At 71.4% G+C, this 20,550-nt stretch carries 23 protein-coding genes; 13 read left to right on the forward strand and 10 right to left on the reverse strand.

What is annotated here, in order from left to right; all coding sequences use genetic code 11:
- Positions 1-2: 2 nt before the first annotated feature.
- The 4 genes from ACLQ3B_RS20565 to ACLQ3B_RS20580 are packed head-to-tail and all read left to right on the forward strand — an operon-like array spanning position 3 to position 2,147.
- Positions 3-365, forward strand: a complete 363-nt coding sequence (locus ACLQ3B_RS20565) for a hypothetical protein (RefSeq protein ID WP_425782324.1) — start codon at positions 3-5, stop codon at positions 363-365.
- Positions 366-380: 15 nt separating this feature from the next.
- The gene (locus ACLQ3B_RS20570; RefSeq protein WP_425782325.1) at positions 381-770 is read left to right on the forward strand and encodes a MafI family immunity protein; all 390 of its coding nucleotides are present in this window, start codon (positions 381-383) and stop codon (positions 768-770) included.
- On the forward strand, positions 703-996 hold the full coding sequence (locus ACLQ3B_RS20575) for a 4a-hydroxytetrahydrobiopterin dehydratase (protein ID WP_425782326.1): 294 nt from the start codon (positions 703-705) through the stop codon (positions 994-996). Before ACLQ3B_RS20570 ends, ACLQ3B_RS20575 begins: the two co-directional genes overlap by 68 nt.
- Positions 993-2,147, forward strand: coding sequence for an FHA domain-containing protein (locus tag ACLQ3B_RS20580; protein WP_425782327.1), 1,155 nt, complete (start codon positions 993-995; stop codon positions 2,145-2,147). Before ACLQ3B_RS20575 ends, ACLQ3B_RS20580 begins: the two co-directional genes overlap by 4 nt.
- Before the next feature lie 148 nt (positions 2,148-2,295).
- Here the strand turns inward: ACLQ3B_RS20580 and rocD are convergent, their stop codons facing one another.
- The 3 genes from rocD to ACLQ3B_RS20595 form a co-directional block, all read right to left on the reverse strand.
- Entirely contained in the window at positions 2,296-3,510 is a 1,215-nt protein-coding gene (rocD, locus tag ACLQ3B_RS20585) for an ornithine--oxo-acid transaminase (RefSeq protein WP_425782544.1), read from the reverse strand.
- Positions 3,510-4,325 carry a dimethylargininase gene (ddaH, locus tag ACLQ3B_RS20590; RefSeq protein WP_425782545.1) on the reverse strand — a complete coding sequence of 272 codons (816 nt, stop codon included), beginning with the start codon at positions 4,323-4,325 and terminating at the stop codon, positions 3,510-3,512. Before ddaH ends, rocD begins: the two co-directional genes overlap by 1 nt.
- 528 nt (positions 4,326-4,853) lie before the next feature.
- Positions 4,854-5,759, reverse strand: a complete 906-nt coding sequence (locus ACLQ3B_RS20595; protein ID WP_425782328.1) for a thrombospondin — start codon at positions 5,757-5,759, stop codon at positions 4,854-4,856.
- Positions 5,760-6,016: 257 nt separating this feature from the next.
- Here ACLQ3B_RS20595 and ACLQ3B_RS20600 point away from each other — a divergent pair, with 257 nt between their 5' ends.
- Entirely contained in the window at positions 6,017-6,826 is an 810-nt protein-coding gene (locus tag ACLQ3B_RS20600) for an Fpg/Nei family DNA glycosylase (RefSeq protein ID WP_425782329.1), read from the forward strand.
- A gap of 67 nt (positions 6,827-6,893) precedes the next feature.
- Here the strand turns inward: ACLQ3B_RS20600 and ACLQ3B_RS20605 are convergent, their stop codons facing one another.
- Together ACLQ3B_RS20605 and ACLQ3B_RS20610 are read right to left on the reverse strand one after the other, a co-directional pair.
- Positions 6,894-7,760, reverse strand: coding sequence for an aminoglycoside phosphotransferase family protein (locus tag ACLQ3B_RS20605; protein WP_425782330.1), 867 nt, complete (start codon positions 7,758-7,760; stop codon positions 6,894-6,896).
- 19 nt (positions 7,761-7,779) lie between these two features.
- Positions 7,780-8,238, reverse strand: a complete 459-nt coding sequence (locus ACLQ3B_RS20610; RefSeq protein ID WP_425782331.1) for an Lrp/AsnC family transcriptional regulator — start codon at positions 8,236-8,238, stop codon at positions 7,780-7,782.
- Positions 8,239-8,331: 93 nt separating this feature from the next.
- Here ACLQ3B_RS20610 and ACLQ3B_RS20615 point away from each other — a divergent pair, with 93 nt between their 5' ends.
- From ACLQ3B_RS20615 to ACLQ3B_RS20635, 5 genes are all read left to right on the forward strand, one after another.
- Entirely contained in the window at positions 8,332-9,183 is an 852-nt protein-coding gene (locus ACLQ3B_RS20615; RefSeq protein WP_425782332.1) for an LLM class flavin-dependent oxidoreductase, read from the forward strand.
- Positions 9,180-9,605 carry a nucleoside deaminase gene (locus ACLQ3B_RS20620; RefSeq protein WP_425782333.1) on the forward strand — a complete coding sequence of 142 codons (426 nt, stop codon included), beginning with the start codon at positions 9,180-9,182 and terminating at the stop codon, positions 9,603-9,605. Before ACLQ3B_RS20615 ends, ACLQ3B_RS20620 begins: the two co-directional genes overlap by 4 nt.
- A gap of 196 nt (positions 9,606-9,801) precedes the next feature.
- A complete protein-coding gene (locus ACLQ3B_RS20625) occupies positions 9,802-9,966 on the forward strand; it encodes a hypothetical protein (RefSeq protein WP_425782334.1) in 165 nt (54 codons plus the stop codon).
- 265 nt (positions 9,967-10,231) lie between these two features.
- Positions 10,232-11,497, forward strand: coding sequence for an AGE family epimerase/isomerase (locus ACLQ3B_RS20630; protein WP_425782335.1), 1,266 nt, complete (start codon positions 10,232-10,234; stop codon positions 11,495-11,497).
- A complete protein-coding gene (locus ACLQ3B_RS20635; protein WP_425782336.1) occupies positions 11,494-12,447 on the forward strand; it encodes a carbohydrate kinase family protein in 954 nt (317 codons plus the stop codon). Before ACLQ3B_RS20630 ends, ACLQ3B_RS20635 begins: the two co-directional genes overlap by 4 nt.
- 103 nt (positions 12,448-12,550) lie before the next feature.
- Here ACLQ3B_RS20635 and ACLQ3B_RS20640 read toward each other — a convergent pair whose 3' ends face one another.
- The 3 genes from ACLQ3B_RS20640 to ACLQ3B_RS20650 form a co-directional block, all read right to left on the reverse strand.
- The gene (locus ACLQ3B_RS20640; RefSeq protein ID WP_425782546.1) at positions 12,551-13,522 is read right to left on the reverse strand and encodes a LacI family DNA-binding transcriptional regulator; all 972 of its coding nucleotides are present in this window, start codon (positions 13,520-13,522) and stop codon (positions 12,551-12,553) included.
- Positions 13,523-13,594: 72 nt separating this feature from the next.
- Entirely contained in the window at positions 13,595-14,974 is a 1,380-nt protein-coding gene (locus tag ACLQ3B_RS20645) for an FAD-dependent oxidoreductase (protein ID WP_425782337.1), read from the reverse strand.
- 23 nt (positions 14,975-14,997) lie between these two features.
- On the reverse strand, positions 14,998-16,140 hold the full coding sequence (locus tag ACLQ3B_RS20650) for a carboxylate-amine ligase (protein WP_425782338.1): 1,143 nt from the start codon (positions 16,138-16,140) through the stop codon (positions 14,998-15,000).
- Between the two features lie 155 nt (positions 16,141-16,295).
- Between ACLQ3B_RS20650 and ACLQ3B_RS20655 the strand changes: the two genes are divergently transcribed.
- Positions 16,296-16,589, forward strand: a complete 294-nt coding sequence (locus ACLQ3B_RS20655; RefSeq protein ID WP_425782339.1) for a DUF6412 domain-containing protein — start codon at positions 16,296-16,298, stop codon at positions 16,587-16,589.
- Between the two features lie 101 nt (positions 16,590-16,690).
- A complete protein-coding gene (locus ACLQ3B_RS20660) occupies positions 16,691-17,425 on the forward strand; it encodes a YidC/Oxa1 family membrane protein insertase (RefSeq protein ID WP_425782340.1) in 735 nt (244 codons plus the stop codon).
- 11 nt (positions 17,426-17,436) lie between these two features.
- On the opposite strand, the gene ACLQ3B_RS20665 is transcribed toward ACLQ3B_RS20660, so the two are convergent.
- The gene (locus ACLQ3B_RS20665; RefSeq protein ID WP_425782341.1) at positions 17,437-18,108 is read right to left on the reverse strand and encodes a DedA family protein; all 672 of its coding nucleotides are present in this window, start codon (positions 18,106-18,108) and stop codon (positions 17,437-17,439) included.
- Between the two features lie 69 nt (positions 18,109-18,177).
- Positions 18,178-18,792 carry a DUF1349 domain-containing protein gene (locus tag ACLQ3B_RS20670; protein ID WP_425782342.1) on the reverse strand — a complete coding sequence of 205 codons (615 nt, stop codon included), beginning with the start codon at positions 18,790-18,792 and terminating at the stop codon, positions 18,178-18,180.
- A 78-nt stretch (positions 18,793-18,870) separates the two neighbouring features.
- Here ACLQ3B_RS20670 and ACLQ3B_RS20675 point away from each other — a divergent pair, with 78 nt between their 5' ends.
- A complete protein-coding gene (locus ACLQ3B_RS20675; protein WP_425782343.1) occupies positions 18,871-20,523 on the forward strand; it encodes an alpha-amylase family protein in 1,653 nt (550 codons plus the stop codon).
- Positions 20,524-20,550 lie beyond the last annotated feature (27 nt).

Genomic DNA, 20,550 nt, shown 5'->3' on the forward strand with positions numbered 1-20,550 from the left:
AGGTGGACGCGTTGGAGCGGAGCCTTCTGTGGCTCGGGATCGAGGACTACACGGGGCTCTGGCAGGCCGTCGCGGAAGCGCGCGGTGACCGCGAGCCGCGTACGGCCCACGATGCTCTGGTGCGGGCGCGTCGGACCATCGAGTCTCTGTTGGCAGCCGATTTCGTCGAGCTGTTCCGCTGCCCCGAGCCGCTGGCCAATGAAACCGTCGAGCGTGTCCCGGCGGAGGAGCAGCCCGGGATTCTGGGCGCGAACGGTTCCTGGGCGGTGCCGGAGGAGGGCGGGGTGTCGGTTCGCTACGCCACCACCGATCGTGGCTTCGCCGTTTACCAGAAGGAGGTGGGATGGTGGCTGTCCCTGAAGTGACGGCAGGAGGGTGCGGTGCAGCGCTACCTGTACCTACGGGATCTCATCTCCCGCCTGCTTGAGGATTCTCCGCTGACGTCGGAGGAAGTTGTCGACGACGTCCGTCATCTGATGAGCGTGGGGGAGGAAGAGCTGGCATTCGACACGATGTGCTCCTGGATCTACGAGGATTCCCTCCCCATCACCTCGGCATACCACGACCGCCTCGTGGCGGCGGCTCGCGAATTGGCACGTTGCACTCCATTACCCGACTCGACGAACTCGTCGAAGGCTAGGCCGCCGACCTCCGCCGGTGGCGTGTCCGGCTCGTCGGCCGTGCCACCGGTAGGGTCTGCTCATGGCAGAACTGCTCACCGCGGACGCGGTGCGAGAAGAGCTGACCCGGTTGCCCGACTGGTCGGGTGACCCGACCGGCATCGGTCGTACGACTCAGCTCGGCAGTTTTCCGGTGGCCATCGCGGTGGTGGACCGGGTGGCGGCGGTGGCCGAGGAGCTCGACCACCATCCCGACATCGACATCCGATGGCGGACCCTGACCTTCCGCTGTGTCACCCACTCGGCCGGTGGGGTCACCCACCGGGACATCGAGCTGGCCCGGCGGATCGACGACATCGTCCGGAGTGCGGCATGAGATTCGAGATCAGCAAGGTTCTGGATGCCATCGAGGGTCGGGTCTGCACGGACCCGTCACTGGCCCGAGCCGTGGTCGACCTGGCCGAGGTGATCCGCTACCAGGACATCGACGGTGGTCGGCCAGCCAGCCTGCTGCGCCTCGGCATGGTCATCGACGCGCTCTCCCGCGAGTTGGAGGAGGACAGCGTCCAGGTCTACGCGGTGGTGCACCGGGCGTTGCTCTCCGACGCCGACCTCACCTCGAACGAGCGGATGGTCGTCCGCCGCTGGGCCGACGACGGCCTCGTCGAGGTGCTCGACAACCCGGGTGACCGGATGTTGGAGGTCGCCGACCTGCTCGGTCTGCCGGTGCTCAGCCGGGTCCGCTTCGACGGGTTGCGCGGTCGGTTCCCGTGGCTGGTCGAGCAGCCCGGTCGGGTGGTCGCCCCGGTGCCCGGCGCCGGCGGGCCGGTGTTCATCGCCCACGTTGGTGGTGGGCACTCGCCGGTGGCCGGCAAGCGTTCGCCGACAGGCGCCAAACTGCTGGCCCGCCAGTGGCGCTGCCCCGAGTCGGGCTGCGCGCTGTTCGGCGGCGGTGGTGGGGGTGGCGCGTTCGCCGACCTGGCCGGGGGTGCCGACCGCAGCCCCGCCGCGCAGCCGCCGCCCGCGCTGCGCAACGGCGTGCCGACCTGCCCCCGGCACGGCGCACGGCTCGGTGACGCCGGCCCGCGTCCGCGTACCGAGGTGCTCGCGGTGCGCGTCGGCGGCCTGGTTCGGCGGCGGTTCGTGCTCAGCGAGGAGCAGCCGATCGTGGCCGGTCGGGCTCCCGAGCAGGACGGCGGGATCATGCTCGGGCAGTGGCTCAACGACGAGGCCCGGCGGTGGATCAGCCGTGGTCACGTCCACTTCGAGTTGCGGGTCGGCGAGGTCATCGTGACCGACGTCAGTACCAACGGCTCCGGCATCCGCCCGGCCGGCTCGATGAGCGAGTCGGACCGGATCCCGCTGGCCCCGCAGCAGTCCCGGGTGCTGGGCGAGAACGACATGGTGGAGCTGTACCCGGGGGTGCAGATCGGCCGGGCCGAGGAGTTGCCCACGGGTGCCCCGTTCACCCCCACCTCGGTGATGGCCGAGGCCCCGACCATGGCCATGCGCCTACCCCGCCCCTGACCCCGCCCGCGCGCCCCGGCCCCGACCCCGACCCCGACCCCGGCCCCGGCCCCGGTTGATCATGAAGTTATTGCCCGGCACCGCGGCGTGTCGTGGCAATAACTTCATGATCAACGCTGGTTGGGCGGGGGCGGGGGCGGGGGCGGGGTCAGGCGGCCAGCACCTCGGCCAGCCGGGTCACCGCCAGGTCGATCTCCTCCTCGGTGATCACCAGCGGTGGGGCGAGCCGGATGGTGGAGCCGTGGGTGTCCTTGGCGAGCACGCCGCGCGCGGCGAGCCGCTCACACGCCTCCCGACCGCTCATCAGCGCCGGGTCGATGTCCAGGCCGGCCCACAGGCCACGGACGCGTACCCCGACGAGGCCCTTGCCGACCAGCCCTTCCAGGCCGGCCCGTAGCCGCTCACCCAGCTCGGCCGAGCGGCGCTGGAACTCGCCGGTGGCCAGCAGCCGGACCACCTCGATCGCCACCGCACAAGCCAGCGGGTTGCCACCGAAGGTGGAGCCGTGCTGACCGGGCTTGAGCACGCCGAGCACGTCGGCGTTCGCGGCCACCGCCGACACCGGCACGATGCCACCGCCGAGCGCCTTGCCGAGCAGGTACATGTCGGGCACGACGCCCTCGTGGTCACAGGCGAAGGTCGCGCCGGTACGCCCCAGACCCGACTGGATCTCGTCGGCGATGAACAGCACGTCGCGCTCGGTGCAGACCTGGCGTACGCCCGGCAGGTAGCCCTCCGGCGGCACCACCACACCCTGCTCACCCTGGATCGGCTCCAGCAGCACGGCCACCGTGTTCTCGTCGATCGCGGCGGTCAGCGCGGCCAGGTCGCCGTACGGCACGACGGTGAACCCCGGGGTGTACGGCCCGAAGTCGGCGCGGGCGTCCTCGTCGGTGGAGAAGCTCACGATGGTCGTGGTCCGCCCGTGGAAGTTGCCCTCGGCGACCACGATGTTGGCCTGCCCGGCGGGCACGCCCTTGACCTGGTAGCCCCACTTGCGAGCCACCTTGATCCCGGTCTCCACCGCCTCGGCGCCGGTGTTCATCGGCAGCACGAGGTCCTTGCCGCACAGCTCGGCCAGCTCCCGGCAGAAGTCGGCGAACTGGTCGTGGATGAACGCCCGGCTGGTCAGCGTCAGCCGGTCCAGTTGGGCGTGCGCGGCGGCGATCAGCTGCGGGTGCCGGTGACCGAAGTTCAGCGCGGAGTAGCCGGCCAGGAAGTCCAGGTAGCGGCGGCCGTCCACGTCGGTGAGCCAGGCGCCCTCGGCGGACGAGATCACCACCGGCAGCGGGTGATAGTTGTGCGCTGTCCAGCGCTCGGCGTCCCGGACCGCTCCCGGCGTCCGCAGCTTGTCATCCACGATCACTTGCTTGCCTTTCCCTGACGGAGTCGCAGCGTGCAGCACTTCGGTCCGCCGCCGGCCTTGAGCAGCTCGGACAGGTCGACCCCGATGGTCTCGTAGCCCCGGTCGCGCAGCTTGGCGGCCAGGTCGGTGGCCTGCGCGGGCAGCACCACGTGCCGCCCGTCGCTGACCGCGTTCAACCCCAGAACCTCGGCGTCGGCCATGGTGGCGTGCACCGCGTCGGGGAAGAGGCGGCGCAGCACGGCCTGGCTGCCCGGCGAGAACGCCTCGGGCAGGTACGCCACGGTCCGCTCGTCCAGCACGGTCAACGCGGTGTCCAGGTGGTAGAAGCGCGGGTCGACCAGTTGCATGGTGATCACCGGGTAGCCGAAGACCTCCTGCAACTGGGCGTGTGCGGCGTGCGCGGTGCGGAAGCCGGTGCCGGCCAGCAGGTGGTCACCGGCCAGCAGGACGTCACCCTCGCCCTCGTTGACGTGCTTCGGGTCGTACATCTCGAAGCCGGCGGCCTCGAACCAGGCCCGGTACGCCGGCGCCTCGTCGGCGCGCTGCGGGTCACGGAACTGCACGGCCATCGCCTTGCCGTCGATCACGGTGCCGCCGTTGGCGGCGAAGACCATGTCGGGCAGGCCGGGCACCGGAGTGATCTCCTCGACGGTGTGGCCCAGGTCGCGGTACGTCTGGCGCAGCTGCTCCCACTGCCGGACGGCCAGCGCGGCGTCGACCGGCGCGCTCGGGTCCATCCAGGGGTTGATGGCGTAATCGACGGCGAAGTACGTCGGCCGGCACATCAACAGGCGCTGGCTGGTGGCGTCCATCGTCATTGTCCTGCTCCCAGGGGTCGGGCGCGCCCGGCCACCGTGGCCCACGGGCTGGCGCCGTTGCTCAACGTTATGCGGCGTCAGCGGCAGGATCCACCACTGAGAGTTGCGCAGACCGAAGATTCGTTGCGTCTGGGGGCTCTTCGGTCACGAATCGTTGCGTTGAGGGCTGCCTGGGTCGGAATTCGTGTCCCAGCCAACTGGCGCAGGTCTCTCGAGCGGCCTTTGCTCTGCTTCACCGGGCGCAACAGCCGACGTCCGGATACCGGGCGTGCGATGTTGCGTGGAGTGAAGCAGAGCAAAGGGGCATGCAGAGGTGGTCGGGCCGTCGCTGAACCAGGGTCTGGTTGGCGGCCAGCGAGCCAATCCGCCCGGAAACTGCCGGCCCCCGGAAACACTTCAGGGGCGGCGAACCGCCGCCCCTGAAAGGGTGTCGCCCGGCCGGTGAACCACCGGATGAGGTCGGGCTGCCGGCGAACCGCCGGCTGTTCGCCGGTGCATCACCGGCGAGCGGAACAGTGCCCGCTAGAAACGATCCACAAACTGTGAGTCAAGCCACTCTCGGAAGCGCTGCACCCAGTCCCCGTCGGTGGTCGGCCAGTCGAACTGGCCGGTCATCGCGAGCACCCCGATCACGACCGCGGCCAGCCCAATCAGCACGCCGAAGAGCGCGTCGGTCTTGCCGGCGACGTGCCGACGGCGGGTGGCCATCAGGCCGAGCACCGAGAGCACCGCACCGAACGCGCCGAGCCCGATGCCGTACCCGGCCAGGGTCCCGGTCAGCACGAACATCGCACCGGCGACCGAGACGATCAGGCCGAGGGTGGCGAGCAGGCTGGCCCGCGGCTTCGGGCCACGCGTCACCGGCGGCTCGGGCGTGGTCGTGTCGGGGGTCGGGTCGACGGGGCGGCCCGTGGTGGCCCGCTCGGTGGTGACCCGGTCGGTGGTGTCGGGCCGACGGGTGGTGCTGTCGAGGTCGGCGTCCCGCTCGGCGGTGCGCGCCGTGGTCGGGGCGACGGCGGGCCGGGGCTCGGTCCCCACCGTGTGGGCGGTGCGGGGCTCGGGTGCGACCGGGCGGGCCGTGTTGTTCAGGGGCTCGGGTGCGACGGGACGGGTCGTGCCGTTGACGGGCTCGGGTGCGATCGGACGGGCGGCGCCCCGGGATTCGGCCTCCACCGGTCGCGCGGTGGCGGCTCGGGCCACCGCCGCCCGCTCGTTGGCCCGCCGCTCGGCCTCGCTGACCTGCCCGCCGCTGCTGCCGTACGTCGTCTGGTTGGCGTCCCGGTCGGTGACCACCGGGCGACCGACGCCATCGTCGGATCGGCCCGTCTCGGTGAGCGGGGCGTCGCGGCCGTCCACGCGGCCGTCGAGGTTCTCGTCCCGCGTCGGCGCCGGCTCGGACCGGCGGGACAGCGAAGGAATCCTGACCACTACACACCTCCTGATGAATGCGTGGTGGCCGACGAAGAGGGTGGCACCCACGCGGTGTCGCCCCTCGAATACCCACCTGGGCGTTTCCTGACACCAATCCTGGGTACGGCCGCCGAGAACAGCCCCGCCTCGGCGTCGAACCTGTCTTGTTCGACTCGGTTTTCTGAAAGTCGCGGTGTCCGGCTCATCGGGACACCGCGATTCCCTGAAACCCGAGTCGATCAACACGGCGGACAGGCTGGCTATCCTTGGCACCTGTGCCAGAGGGACACACGATCCATCGCCTGGCGGCCCGGCACGCCGAGCTGTTCGCCGGGGACAAGCTGCACGCCGCGAGCCCGCAGGGCCGCTTCGCCGACGGTGCCGCCCGGCTCTCCGGGACCGTGCTGGAGGGCACCGAGGCGTACGGCAAGCACCTGCTGCACCACTACGCCGGCGACCTGACGCTGCACGTACACCTCGGGTTGTACGGCAAGTTCGCCGACGGGCCGGGGGAGCCGCCAGAGCCGGTCGGTCAGGTGCGGCTGCGGCTGGCCAGCGACCGGCACTGGCTCGACCTGCGCGGGCCGACGGCCTGCGAGCTGTTCACCCCACCCGAGGTGGCCGCGCTGCGGGACCGCCTCGGGCCGGATCCGTTGCGCGGCGACGCCGACCCGGAACGGGCGTACGCTCGGATCGCCCGCAGTCCCACACCGCTCGCCGCGCTGCTACTGGACCAGTCGGTGGTGGCCGGCACCGGCCTGATCTTCGTGACCGAGGCGCTCTTCCGGGCGGGGCTGCCGCCCACGATGCCGGGCCGGCAGCTGACCAGAACCGGCTGGGACCCGCTCTGGGCCGACCTGGTCGGGTTGATGCGGCTCGCCGTGGAGCACGGCCGGATCGACACGGTCCGCGACGCGCACCTCCCGGAGGCGATGGGCCGTCCGGCGCGGGTGGACCGGCACGGTGGCGAGGTGTACGTCTACCGCCGCCCCGGCGCCCCGTGCCACGTCTGCGGCACCGAGATCAGCCGCGGCGCCCTGGCCGGCCGCAACCTCTACTGGTGCCCCACCTGCCAGCCCACCTAACCCTGTGGACGAGGGTCACGTGGGGGGATGCGTCGGGGGTTGGGTGAAGCTCGGGTGTTGGCCGGCTTCAGTTGCTGTCGAGCAGCCAGCGGACCACGTCGATATTCTGCGCAGAGACGGTGTCGTCGGCGACGCTCCAGGCCAGCGTGTGACCGATCGTCCAACCCTGGACCCGGTTCCGGTCGAGCCCCAGCTCGGCGCTGAGCCGGTCCAGTCGGTGCCGGACGGCGGCCGGTGAGTGGCCCAACTCGGGGCCGCGCACCAACGGCACGACAGTGAACTCCCGCTCGCCGGTCAGCGGTTTCGGGTCGATCACCAGCCACGGTTCTCGGTCGGCGGCGAGCACGTTGCCGGCGTGCAGATCCTGGTTGACCAGCACCTGTTCGCCCTGGCTCGATGCCAGGCCGGTCAGCAGGTCGAGCGCCGCGTCGAGTAACCGCCGCTCGTACGGCCGGCCGGCTCGTTCCCAGGCCCGGGGCATCCGGTCGACCCAACCGGCGGCCTCCTCGGCCAGTGGCGTGAACGGCGCGCCGGCCGGCCGCCAGAGCCGGGGGAGTAGTCCGGTCATCGCGTCCAGCGCGAGGTCCTGCGGAAGGTCGTGCAGGGGGGTCCCGGGTTGACAGCGTTCCACAAGCAGGGCGCGCCGCCCAGGGTCGTGGGCGAGCAGACGGATCGCCCCGTCGCCGGCCCAGTGGGCCAGCGCGTCAGCCTCGTGCCGGCTCTCCTCGTCGGGGTACTGGAGCTTCAGCACCGCAGCCGTGCCGTCGGGCAGGTCGGCCGGGAGTGCCAGTGAGGCGTACGCGTACCGGAAGGGTGGGCCGAGCCGCAGCGACCACCGCTCGGCGCACTCTGCCAGCCACGTCGGGAGGGCGGTCAGCCAGGCGCGGCCGGCGGGTGATCCGCGTACCCAGTCGAGCCCTTCGGGTAGATCCATCCGGCCGTCCACGACGCCGTCAGGACCGGGGCGGCGTCGGGCGCGGGCCACGATAGGGCAGGGTGGCGCTGTAGACCACGTTCGTGGTGGTGCTGCCGAACCCGGCGAGGTCGTTGACGATCTGTTCGAGGTGCGCCATCGACGTCGCCGCCACCTTCAGCACGTAACAGTCGTCCCCGGTGGTGCGCAGGCACTCCAGGATCTCCGACCGTCGGTCCAGTAGTCGGTGCAGCGGTTCGTGCCGGCTGCCTGGGTATTTGAGCCGGACCACCGCCAGCACCGCGAAGCCCGCCTTGGACAGGTCGACCTCGGCGCGGTAGCCGCTGATCACGCCGGTCGCCTCCAGCCGTCTCACGCGTTCGGTGGTGGCCGACGCGCTCAACTTGACCCGGCGGCTGAGTTCGGTGATCGGCAAGCGGCCGTCGCCTTGCAACTCGGTCAGGATCGACCAATCGAGATCGTCAAGATTCTCGGCCATTGGCCCAATCTACCGGTGAATCAACGGTAGATGGCGGCGCAGGCAGGGATCATGGGGTTCCCACGCTGGGTCCACAGTGGCTAGCGTGAACGGGTGCAGATTGGTGTGAACGTCCCGAACTTCGCCCCGGGTACCGACCCCGACGTGCTGCGGCGGTGGGCGCAGACGGTCGAGGGTCTCGGCTTCGACCTGCTGATGGTCTCCGACCACATCGCGGTGACTCCGGACGTGGCGGAGCAGTATCCGGCGCCGTTCTACGAACCGTTCACCACGCTGTCCTGGCTGGCCGGGGTGACCAGCCGGGTGCGGCTGGGCACCACCGTCCTCATCGTCCCGTACCGGCATCCGCTGCTCACCGCCCGGATGGCGGCGAACCTCAACCGGCTCAGCGGCGGCCGGCTCGTCCTCGGTGTCGGCGTCGGCTGGGCCCGGCAGGAGTTCGAGGCGCTCGGCGTGCCGTTTCGGCGGCGCGGTGCGCTGACCGACGAGTACCTGCAGGCCATGCACGCGGCCTGGCAGCACACCGAGGACTACGACACCGATGCGATCCCGATCTGGGTGGGCGGCAACAGCGAAGCCGGCATGCGCCGCGCGGTGCTGCTCGGTGACGCCTGGCACCCGCTGCGGGTCACGCCCGGACAGCTGGCCGAGGCGGTCGGACGGCTGACGGCCATCGCCGACGAACTCGGTCGCCCGGTGCCCGCGTTGGTGCCGCGGATCGCGCTCCAGGAGACCCGAGAACCCATCACCGCCCCGGACCGGCTCACCGGCGTCGGCACCATCGATCAGATCGTCGCCGACCTTGACGAGCTTCGCGCGCTCGGTGCGGAGACGGTGGTGCTGGACCCGTTCAACGGCGATTTGGCCGAGATCCGCCAGCCCGAACGCGCCTGGCGGACCCTTGCGGCCGTGGCCGCACACCACAAATCCCAGGAGGACCGATGACCCCCGACGACGAGAAGTTTCTCCGCCACGCCGTGGAGATCGCCAGCCGGGCAGGGGCTTCCGGCGAACGGCCGTTCGGCTCGTTGCTGGTGGACGCGGCCGGCGTCGTCCTGATCGAGGACCACAACACAGTGGTCTCCGACGCGGACATCAGCGCCCATCCGGAGTTGAAGTTGGCCCGCTGGGCCGCTCGGGAACTCTCTCCCGAGGTGGCCGCCGGCACCACCATGTTCACCAGTTGCCAGCCGTGCGCCATGTGCGCGACGGCGATCGACCGGTCCGGCCTCGGACGGGTGGTGTACGCGCTGTCCAGCGAGCAGTTCGAGGAGGTCAAGCCGGTGACCCCGCCGCTGCCGCCGGTTCGGTACGAGGGGCCGGCCCTGTTCGACGAGGCGCGCCAGCCGATCGACAACTACTACTGATCCGAGCCCGTCTCGGCGTCCTGGCTGAGCCGACGCGGGGTCGCCGCGGGTGCTCGGGCGGTGTCGCGGACGCGTGCGCGCCACAGGTCGTCCTGGGTGCCGGTCTTGTGCCAGAGGTGGGCGACGCCGTCCGGGCCGAGGTCGTCGAGGGATACGAGGAAGTCCGTGGACAGCGCACGCAGGTGACCTGACCCTCATGATGGCGCTGCTGCTGCGGCCGTTACCCGGCCTGCGCGCCGAGCTCACCCAACGCAGTGTGGACCGCTACCTGATCATCATGCTCGAGGGCCTGCGTGCCGGCCCGGACAGCCAGGACCTTCCCCCCGCGGAGATCGGCCTGGTCGACCTCGGGGGCGCCTGACGAGGGCAGGGGCGCGGGCAGCGCGGCGACCGGGTGACTGCCCGGCTCGGTGTGACGTAGCCGGAATTGACAGTCGACCGGCTGCCGGAGCAGGGTTGACAAGTGACAACGATGTCAACGGTCAAATGGGAGGAAAAGCTCCCGTCGCGCATTCGACTCGGCCAGTCGTTTCGTGGCGTACCGTTGGCGGTTTTGCGGCGCGGACCTGGTCCGTCCGCCGATCCTGGCCGTATGTCCCTTTCCTACCCGACGGTGACCAGCTGAGATGACCGACGTGCCCCGCTCCGACGCCGTAACGACCCCCGCTCCGGTGGGGTCGCCAGACCTGCCCGATCTGGACGAGTTCCTCGTCGACCAGACCCGGACGCTGCTCGACACCGCACGCCGCTCGGTCCGGCCCGATGGCGGCTTCTGGTGGCTCACCGACGACCGCACCCCGGATCGCGGCGAACCGGTCCACACCTGGATCACCTGCCGGATGACCCACGTGGCCGCCCTCGCCCATCGCAATGGCGACCCGGACGCCGCCGCCCTGGTCGACCACGGGATCGCCACGCTCAGCACGCTGCTGCGCGACGACCGGTACGGCGGCTGGTTCGGCGCGGTGGACCAGCAGGGAGCGCCCGTCAACGACCGCAAGGCCGGCTACGACCACGCGTTCGTGCTGCTCGCCGCCTCCAGCGCCGCGCGCGTCGGACGGCCCGGCGCGGACCGGTTGCTCGCCGACGTGCTGGCCGTCGTGCGGGACCGGTTCTGGGACGACGACGCCGGCGCGGTCCGCGAATCGTGGAACCGGGACTGGACGGTCACCGAGGACTATCGGGGCGCCAACAGCAGCATGCACATGGTCGAGGCGTTCCTCGCCGCTGCCGCCGCCACCGGTGACGCGAGCTGGGCCGACCGTGCCCTGCGGATCGCCACCCACCTCGTGCACGGTGCGGCGGCCCGGCACGACTGGCGGCTGCCCGAGCACTTCACCACCGACTGGACGCCGCTGCCCGACTACAACCGGGACCAGCCCGCCGACCCGTTCCGGCCGTACGGCTCCACCATCGGGCACTGGCTGGAGTGGGCCCGGCTGCTGCTGGAGTTGGAGGCGGTCCTGCCGCAGCCACCCCGCTGGCTGCTCGCCGACGCCCGTGCCCTGTTCGCCGCCGCCGTGCGTCGCGGTTGGGCTGTCGACGGCGCGGACGGCTTCGTCTACACCATCGACTGGGACGACCGCCCGGTGGTGCGCTCCCGGATGCACTGGGTTCTCGCCGAGGCCGTCGGTGCGACGATCACCCTGCACCGCCGCACCGGGGACGCGGTCTACCTCGACTGGTATCGGGTCTTCTGGGCGTACGCCCGCCGTAGCCTCATCGACCAGACCGGATGGCGGCACGAGTTGGACGCGCAGAACCTGCCGGCCGACACGGTCTGGCACGGCCGACCGGACGTCTACCACGCCTACCAGGCGGTACTGCTGTCCCGCGCGGCCGACGGGCTCGGTGGCCCCGGCCCGCTCGCCCCAGGGGAGGTGGCCGCGTGATCGTCGTCGCGGGTGAGGCGCTCATCGACCTGGTCGTCACCACCGAGGGGCAGCGGCCCGTGCCGGGTGGCTCCCCGGCCAACGTCGCGGTCACCCTGGCCCGGCTCGACCAGCCGGTACGGCTGCTGGCCCGGCTTGCCGACGACGAGTACGGTCGGCAACTCGTCGCGCATCTGAGCGCCAACCGGGTGGACCTGGGCTGGGCGGTCCGCGCCGAGGAGCCCACGTCGGTGGCCGTGGCCACCCTGAACGCAGCCGGGCAGGCCAGCTACGAGTTCCGGCTGGCCGGCGCGGCGGACTGGCAGTGGACGCCGCAGGAGCTGCCCGAGCTGGCTGGCTCACCGGCGATCGCGCTGCACACCGGGTCCCTCGCGCTCGCGTTGGCACCCGGTGGGGCGGTGCTGGAGGGCCTGCTCGCCCGGGAACGCCGACGGGACGGGCTCACCGTCTCCATCGACCTCAACCTGCGGCCGAGCATCGTCACCGACCGGGCGGCGGAGCAGGAGCGGGTGCGCCGACAGGTTCGCCTCGCGCACCTGGTCAAGGCCAGCGACGAGGACCTGGCCTGGCTCTACCCGGAGCGTTCGGTGGCCGACGTGATGACCGAATGGCGTGCGGCCGGCGTGTCCTGCGCGGTGGTCACCCGGGGCGGGGAGGGCGCCTGGCTGCTCGCACCCGACGGCTCGCTGCACGAGGAGCCAGCGGTCCGGACCACAGTCGTCGACACAGTCGGTGCCGGCGACTCGTTCACCGGTGGGCTGCTGGCCGCACTGGCCGACCTCGACGCGCTCGGTGACCGGCCGGCCGACCGGCTCGCCGCGGTGACCCCGCAGCAGTGGGCGGAGGTGCTCCGGCAGGCCGCCACGGTGGCCGCGTTGACCTGCGCCCGCCGAGGGGCTGCCCCACCGACCCGCGCCGAGGTCCAGGCCCTGCTGAACCCCACGACCTGACCGGCTCCGCGCCCCGTCGATCATGGACCTGTGGTGGGCGTTTGACTGCACTTCGCGGCATACGCGAGGCACCACAAGTCCATGATCGACCCGGGATGGGTGGTTAGGGCAGCAGGCCGCGCCTCAGGAGCCTGGTGGGGAGGACCGTCGTTGACGGGGGGGTGTCGTCGCCGGCTACTCGTTGGAACAGGCGCTCGGTCGCGACTCTTGCCAACTCCCGGGTGTCGTACGCGACGACGGTCAGCGGTCGGGGCATCAGGTGGGCCAGTTCGAAGTCGTCGAAGCCGACAAGCGCGGCGTCACTGCCCCGCCGGTGCAGCTCCTGAAGCGCACCCACGGTGAGCCGGTTGTTGGCGCAGAAGAACGCGGTGGGCGGCTCGGGCAGGTCGAGCAGCGCGGCGACCGCCCGCCCGGCCTCCTCGGGGGCGATGAGCCGTTCGCGGACCAGCGACTCGTCCGGCTCGACCCCGGCCGAGTCCAGTGCCGCCCGTGCCCCGGCCAGCCGCTCACGCATGGTGGGCACGCTCGGCGCGCCGAGGAGTAGGCCCACCCGTCGGTGCCCCTCGTCCAGCAGCGCGCACACCCCGGCGTGGCTGCCACCCCGGTTGTCCAACAGCACGGCGTCGGCCTGCAGCCCCTGCGGCGGCCGGTCCAGGAACACCACAGGCATGCCCAACTCGACCTCGCGACGCAGGAACGAGTGGTCGAGGCCCGCCGGCACCACCAGCAGACCGTCGACCCGGCGCTGGGTGAAATCCTGGAGCAGAGCGCGTTCCCGCTCCGGGTCCTCCTCCGACGACGCGGTGATCAGCATGGTGCCGTGGGCGGCGGCGATCTCGGCGGCGACACTGGCGATGGTCGCGTAGAACGGGTTGGCGATCTCCTCGATCAGCAGCCCGACTGTGGCGTTGAGCTGCCGGGAGCGCAGGTTGCGAGCGATGTCGTTGCGCCGGAAGCCCAGCTCGGCGATGGCGGCCAGCACCCGGCCGACCAACTCCTGGCCCACCGGCTCGTCGTTGACGACCCGGGAGACCGTCTTCAGGCTGACGTCGGCACGCCGGGCCACGTCGACCATCGTCGGGCGTCGACGCACGGTCGGCCGGGTCGGGGTCTGGGTCACGGGGTGGTCCTCCACGGCGGGCGCGGGTCAACGGCCGAGGGCGGCGAGCGCGTCGACCGCTTTTCGGGCGGCGATGAGCACCGGATCCCACACCGGCGCGTACGGCGGAGCGTAGCCCAGGTCCAGTGACGTCATATCGTCCACCGTCATGCCGTTCCAGAGTGCCACGGCCAGCGTGTCGATCCGTTTGGCCGCCTCGGACCAACCGACGATCTGCGCGCCCAACAACCGGCCGCTGGGACGCTCGGCGATCAGCTTCACGGTCATCGGCCGGGCACCGGGGTAGTAGCCGGCCCGGTTGGTCGACTCGGCGATCACCGAGACGAACTCGAAGCCGGCCGCCCTGGCCTCGCCCTCGCGCAGGCCCGTCCGACCCACCTCCAGGTCGCAGACCTTTGTCACGGCCGTGCCGATCACCCCGGTGAACGTGGCGTACCCGCCGCCGATGTTGATCCCCGCGACCCGGCCCTGCTTGTTGGCGTGCGTGCCGAGCGGCACGTGCACCGGCATCCCGCTGACCCGGTGCAGGGTCTCCACGCAGTCGCCGGCCGCCCAGACCCCGGAGACCTCGGGCACCCGCATCCGCCGGTCCACCCGGATCGCGCCGGTCGGCCCGAGGGGCAGCCCGGCCGCCTCCGCGAGCGCGGTGTTGGGGCGTACGCCGAGGCCCAGGACCACGAGGTCGGTCGGCATCGGCCCCTCGGCCGTGACCACCGCGGACACCCGCCCGTCCCGCTCCTCCAGACCGGTCACCGGCAGACCGGTGCGGATCGTCATGCCGAGGCCGCGCATGGCGTCGGCCACCAGCTCGCCCATGTCGCTGTCCACCGTCGCCATGGGTTGGTCGCCCGCCTCGACGAGGGTCACCGAGAGGCCGCGTTGGATCAGGGCCTCGGCGATCTCGACACCGATGTAGCCGCCGCCGACCACCACGGCCCGGCGCGGCCGCGGGTCGGCGTCCAGCCAGTCGCGCAGCGCCGCACCGTCGTCGAGGGTCTGCATGCCGAACACGCCACCCGCGTCGGTGACCGCCCACGCTGGTTTCACAGGCACCGCGCCGGTGGCATACATGAGGTCGTCGAAGCGCTCGCGGACCTCGCCGCCGCCCTCCAGGTCCCGGGCCACCACCTCGCGGCGTTCCAGGTCGATGGCAGTGACCTCGTGGCGCATCCGCACGTCCATCGCGTACTTGGTGCGGAACGTCTCCGGGGTCCGGGCGATCAACGCCTCGGGGCCGGACACCAGGCCACTGATCCAGTACGGGATGCCGCACGCCGAGTAGGAGGTGAAGTGGCCGCGCTCGAAGACCACGATCTCCAGGTCGCCACCGTCACGGCGGCGTCGGGCCTGGGACGCCGCCGACATTCCGGCGGCGTCCCCGCCGATGACGATCAGCCGTTGCGCCACGGGCTCATCCTGTCACGCGGTGATCAGCCGCGGGTCTGCCGTGCGACGTCCTGTACCACGTCGGTGAGACGGCCGGTGCGCTCGAACACGGCGCGTTGCCGTGCCGCGCCGCTGCCGTGCCGACGCAGGCCACCCAGCAGGTCGGTCACCTCGGCCCAGTCGCCGTGCTCCTCCAGCGCCGGCCGCATCCGCTCCACGAACCGGTCCAACAGCTCCCACGCCGGGCGCAACTCACCGTTTGTGACGTCCACGGCCTCGCCCTCCAGCCCGTCGTGGGCGGCCCGCCAGTGCGCCCCGACCAGCAGGTGGTGGTCGGTCTGCAACGCCGGCCGGCCGGCCTCGGCATCCGCCATGGCGGTGGCCACCAGCGCCCGGACCAGCGCGGCGACCAACACCGCGTCGTCCACCGACGGGCAGACGTCGCCGATCCGCAGCTCCACCGTCGGGTACTTCGCCGACAGGCGGGCATACCAGTAGAGCATCCCCTCGTCGAGCATCACCCCGCTGGAGATCAACTGGCGGATCAGCCGCTGGTAGTGCTCGTGCGACTCCAAAAACGGCGTCGGCGCCACCGACGGCCAGCGCTCCCACTCCACCGAGCGCCAACTCGCGTATCCGGTGTCCTCGCCACGGGAGAACGGCGAGTTGGTGGTCACCGCGTGCAGCATCGGCAGCCACGGCCGTACGTGGTTGAGCACCTGCACGCCGGTATCCGGGTCGGGCACCCCCACGTGCACGTGCATGCCGTTGTTGCCGGGGCCGGGAACGAGCAGCCGGAACCTCTCGATCATCCGGTCGAAGCGGGGCTTGTCCACCACCGGTGGCACCGGGCCGTCGACCGGGCCGGTGCCGATGGCGAGCAGGCGTACGCCGGCCCGCTCGGCGGCGTCGGAGAGGGCCCGACGCAGGACGCCGAGGGAGTGCCGGATCGACGAGAGCTCCAGGCCGGGCGGGCTGCCGATCTCGATCTGACTGGTCTGGAACTCCCGCTCCACCTGTCCGCGAAGTTCGGCCGGCACCTGCTCCATGACCAGGTCCACGGCCGGGACCGCAGCCCCGGTGTGCGGGTCGACGAGTAGGAACTCCTCCTCGACACCCACGGTGAGCAACCCGGTCGCCCCAGCCATGTCGCTGGGCGCCTCCGCCACCTGACCGGTCATCGACATCACCCGTCCGTTCCTACCGTTCGCGGGCCGTCCGCGTCGGTCCGCCGTTGGTTACCCAACGTGGCGAGGCCGGGAAACGTGTCGGTGCCACGTCGTACTCGGGCGGGCCGTCGGATCCGGCGGGGTGACGTGACACGGGGTCCTATGCTGAGCCCGTGCCGGTGCTGCTGGGCTATGTCGGGGTCGCGTGGATGTCCGCGTTCGCCCAGCTCACCCTGCTCGCGGGCCGACCGGTCGACCTGCTCGCGGGCGCCGCGTTCACCGCTCTGGTGCTGCTCGCGGTGGTGCTGGCGGCGCGGGTGCACGACCGGGCGGGCGCGCCCGGTGCCGGGCCGCGGTGGGCCGGCCTGCGGGCCCGCTCCCGAAGTCGCCGAATGCCCCGCCAGATCGACCCGGACGCCGCCGGTCGGCCCCGTCCCCGTGCCCCCGGGCACCCCTCGGCCGCGTAGCGCCTCGCCGCCGCGCGGCCGATCCCGCCGTCACCGGCCCCCCTGCTGAGCGGATGCCGCCCGGGGGAGGGCCTCACCGGAATCGGACCGAGGGGTTTCCCATGCTTGCCTTCGCACCACTGCACGACGCTGTCGCCGCCGCCGGCAGCGCGTTGTCCTGGCTCACCGAGCTGCTCGAACCACTGGCCGGCGGTGCGGCGACCGCCGCCGCCATCGTGCTCTTCACCCTTGCCGTCCGCCTGCTGATCTCGCCACTGACCGTCGCGCAGGTCCGCGGCGAGCGGCGCCGCGCCGCGCTCGCCCCACAGGTGCGGGAGCTGCAGCAGCGGTACGCCGACGACCCGGCGACGCTTCAGCGCGAGGTGTTCTCGTTGTACCGCGAGGCCGGCGCGAACCCGATCGCCGGCTGCCTGCCGTTGCTCCTCCAGGCGCCGTTCCTGCTGGTCCTGTACCGGTTGTTCAGCACGCGTGAGGGCGGCACCGGGTTGCTGGACGAGCGGTTGGCCGGCGTGCCACTGGGTCACCATCTGAGCGACGGGTTGGGCGGCGCGGCCGCGCCGCTGTTCGGCGTACTGCTTGCGGTGTTGCTGGCGGTGGCCTGGTGGTCGTCGCGGCGGGCCCGTCGGGCGTCGGCGGCGGTGGGCACGGTGGCCGGTACGCCGACCGAGGGGCCGGGGGCGGCCACGCTCGGCCGGCTGCTGCCCCTGCTGCCGTTCACGACAGTGCTGGTGGCGCTGGTGCTGCCGCTCGCCGCAGTGATCTACCTGGTGACCACGAGCGCGTGGTCGGCGCTCGAGCAGGCGGTACTCCGCCGCCCACAGGCGGTGCCGGCCTGAGCGTGCGCGGATCACCGACCGGCGGTCACCGACCGCCGGTCGTCGCGCTCCCGACGCTTGCGGACCTTACGGATCACCCAACTGGCCACCATCACGACGAAGACCGCGACGATCGCGTAGTTGAACCAGTCGCTGTAACGCTCGACGTCCTGCCAACGGCTCCCCAGCGCGTAACCGGCCCCCACGATGAGACCGTTCCACACCCCGCTGCCGATGGTGGTGAGCAGGATGAACTCACCCAGCGGCATCCGGTTGGCCCCCGCCGGCACGGAGACCAGGCTGCGGACCACCGGCACCACCCGGCCGATCAGCACCGCCCACCGACCGTGCCGCTCGAACCACTTGTCGGCCTTCTCCAGGTCGTCGCTGTCCACCAACGGGATGTGGTCCAACCAGCGCTTGAGCCGTTCCTCGCCCAGCGCCGCGCCCAGCCAGTAGAGCACCAACGCCCCGAAAAGCGAGCCGACAGTCGCGGCCAGCACCACGACGAGGACGTTGAACTTGCCCTCGTGCGCCAGGAAACCGGCGAGCGCCAGCACGATCTCGCTGGGGATCGGCGGAACGATGCTCTCCAGTGCCACCAGCAGCGCCACGCCGACCGGGCCCATCACCTCGATCACCGATGCCACCCAGCCGGTCAACCCGGTGAACTCGGACGGGTCGCCAGCCTGGGCGTACGCCATGGTCGTCCTTCCGGTCGGCTGTCGGGGATCGGATGGTCATACCCAGTCAGGCCCGAACTACACCTGCGCTCAGTGCTCCGGGTGCAGCGCGGCGTCCGCCGGTCCCTGCCGCCAACCGGTGAACACCACAGTCAGACCGGCGCGGGACGGCGCGCAGCAGAACGGGCCGGCCATCGCGTCGGCCGTCGGGTCCAGCGGGGCGAGCCGGACCAGGCGCCACGGCTCGTCGTCGACCCGGGCGCGGACGGTCAGCGCGTCACCGGCCCGGCTGACCCGGACGGTCACCTCCCGGCCCGCCCAGTCCGGCACCGGGCCCACCGACCAGTCGGAGAACTCCCGGGTCACCACCGCCCCGAGCTGCACCTCGCCGTCGCTGATCTCGACACCGGCCTTGGTCCAGGTCCGTTCGTCGACGCGCACGTACGCACCGGCCTGGTCGAACTGCGCGGAGAAGTCGAGCCGGAAGCTCACCTCCATGGCGGCCCCCACCGGCAGCGGCGCCAGCAGGGCCGGGCCGTTGTCGTGGACGAAGCCGTAGCTGGTCCTGCGCCAGAAGTCGCTGTCCGCCGCCGGCTCGACGACCAGCTCACCGGCCGGGCCCTCCTGTACGCGTACCGGCGGGTGCAGCCAGGTGCCCCGGGACCAGTCCAACAGTTCGCTCGGCGGTACGAGGTCGTTCTCCATGACGGCACGGTAACCAACGCCGCCGCACGGCCGCCGGACGGGTTTGCCGCGGTGACCGATCGGAGATGTTCCTCCGACATGGGTGACCGTTGGTATTCCGAAGCCGTCGTCTACTGCCTCGACATCGACACGTACGCCGACTCGGACGGCGACGGGGTCGGTGACATCCGTGGCTTGATCGGAAGGCTGGACTACCTGGCCCGGCTCGGGGTGACCTGCCTGTGGCTGCACCCGATCCACCCGTCGCCCAACCGCGACGACGGCTACGACGCCACCGACTTCTACAACGTGGACCCGCGCTTCGGCAGCCTGGGGGACTTCGCCGAGCTGCTGCACCAGGCCCAGAACCGGGGCATCCGCGTGATCATCGACCTGGTGGTCAACCACACCTCCGACGAGCACCCGTGGTTCCAGTCCGCCCGCTCTTCGCCGGACTCGCCGTACCGGGACTGGTACGTCTGGTCCGACACCGAACCGGACGACCGGCACCAGGGCATGGTCTTCCCCGGCGAGCAGGACGAGACCTGGAGCTACGACCGGACCGCCAAGGCGTGGTTCTACCACCGGTTCTACAAGTTCCAGCCGGACCTCAACTTCGCCAACCCGCAGGTCCGGGCCGAGATCAAGAAGATCATGTCGTTCTGGCTGCAGCTCGGCGTCTCCGGCTTCCGGATGGACGCGGTGCCGTTCATCATCGAGCTGACCGAGCCGGGCAACCCGAACTCCCCGAAGGACTTCGAGTTCCTCACCGAGATGCGCCAGCACGTCCAGTGGCGCCGCGGCGACGCCGTCCTGCTGGCCGAGGCGAACGTCGAGCCGGACCAGCTACCGACGTTCTTCGGTGACGCCAGCGGTTCCGGCAACCGGATCCACATGCTCTTCGACTTCATGCTCAACGGGCGACTCATGCTCTCCCTGGCTCGGCAGGACCCGGAGCAGTTGATCGACGCGTTGCACGACACCCCGAAGCTGCCGGTCGGTGGTCAGTGGGCCACCTTCCTGCGCAACCACGACGAGATCGACCTGTCCCGGCTGACGACCGAACAGCGCAACCAGGTGTACGCGGAGTTCGGCCCGGACGAGAACATGCGCATCTACGACCGGGGCATCCGCCGCCGTCTCGCCCCGATGCTCGGCAACGACCGGCGGCGCATCGAGCTGGCGTACGCCCTCCAGTTCTCGATGCGCGGCACGCCGGTTCTGCGCTACGGCGAGGAGATCGGGATGGGCGAGGACCTGTCGTTGCGCGGTCGGGACGCGATCCGTACCCCGATGCAGTGGTCGTACCAGCCGAACTCCGGCTTCTCCACTGCGGACCCGGAGAAGCTGATCCGCCCGGTCATCGACAAGGGTGAGTTCGGCTACCAGAACGTCAACGTCACCGCCCAGCGGGGCGACCCGAAGTCGCTGCTCGCCTGGTTCGAGCGCATGATCCGTACGCTGCGGGAGGCCCCGGAGATCGGCTCCGGCTCGACCAGCCACATCGACGTGCCGGTGCCGCCCGGCGTGCTGACCCACCGGGCGGACGGGCCGACCGGGACGATGGTCTTCGTGCACAACCTGGGCACCGACGACGTCGAGGTGGACCTCAGCAGCCTCGAACCGGAGGCCGACCTGCCGATCGACGTGCTCGCCGACCGTGGCTACGGAGAATTGGGCAAGCTCGGCGCGGTGAAGGTCTCCGGCTACGGATACCGGTGGATTCGCCTATGCCGAGGGCCGGCCTGTTGAGGTTAAGCTCCTCCGATCGACCCCAAG

The sequence above is a fragment of the Micromonospora sp. DT53 genome, from assembly GCF_049841535.1.
Lineage (GTDB): Bacteria > Actinomycetota > Actinomycetes > Mycobacteriales > Micromonosporaceae > Micromonospora.

Bases quoted from the DNA above. Each gene is read 5' to 3' on its own strand.
- ACLQ3B_RS20620 (WP_425782333.1), top strand. From the start codon at position 9,180: ATGACCCCCGACGACGAGAAGTTTCTCCGCCACGCCGTGGAGATCGCC.
- ACLQ3B_RS20580 (WP_425782327.1), top strand. From the start codon at position 993: ATGAGATTCGAGATCAGCAAGGTTCTGGATGCCATCGAGGGTCGGGTC.
- ACLQ3B_RS20640 (WP_425782546.1), bottom strand. From the start codon at position 13,522: ATGGTCGACGTGGCCCGGCGTGCCGACGTCAGCCTGAAGACGGTCTCC.
- ACLQ3B_RS20625 (WP_425782334.1), top strand. From the start codon at position 9,802: ATGATGGCGCTGCTGCTGCGGCCGTTACCCGGCCTGCGCGCCGAGCTC.
- ddaH (WP_425782545.1), bottom strand. From the start codon at position 4,325: ATGGACGCCACCAGCCAGCGCCTGTTGATGTGCCGGCCGACGTACTTC.
- ACLQ3B_RS20665 (WP_425782341.1), bottom strand. From the start codon at position 18,108: ATGGCGTACGCCCAGGCTGGCGACCCGTCCGAGTTCACCGGGTTGACC.
- ACLQ3B_RS20675 (WP_425782343.1), top strand. From the start codon at position 18,871: ATGGGTGACCGTTGGTATTCCGAAGCCGTCGTCTACTGCCTCGACATC.
- ACLQ3B_RS20650 (WP_425782338.1), bottom strand. From the start codon at position 16,140: ATGTCGATGACCGGTCAGGTGGCGGAGGCGCCCAGCGACATGGCTGGG.
- ACLQ3B_RS20630 (WP_425782335.1), top strand. From the start codon at position 10,232: ATGACCGACGTGCCCCGCTCCGACGCCGTAACGACCCCCGCTCCGGTG.
- ACLQ3B_RS20670 (WP_425782342.1), bottom strand. From the start codon at position 18,792: ATGGAGAACGACCTCGTACCGCCGAGCGAACTGTTGGACTGGTCCCGG.
- ACLQ3B_RS20660 (WP_425782340.1), top strand. From the start codon at position 16,691: ATGCTTGCCTTCGCACCACTGCACGACGCTGTCGCCGCCGCCGGCAGC.
- ACLQ3B_RS20605 (WP_425782330.1), bottom strand. From the start codon at position 7,760: ATGGATCTACCCGAAGGGCTCGACTGGGTACGCGGATCACCCGCCGGC.
- ACLQ3B_RS20610 (WP_425782331.1), bottom strand. From the start codon at position 8,238: ATGGCCGAGAATCTTGACGATCTCGATTGGTCGATCCTGACCGAGTTG.
- ACLQ3B_RS20575 (WP_425782326.1), top strand. From the start codon at position 703: ATGGCAGAACTGCTCACCGCGGACGCGGTGCGAGAAGAGCTGACCCGG.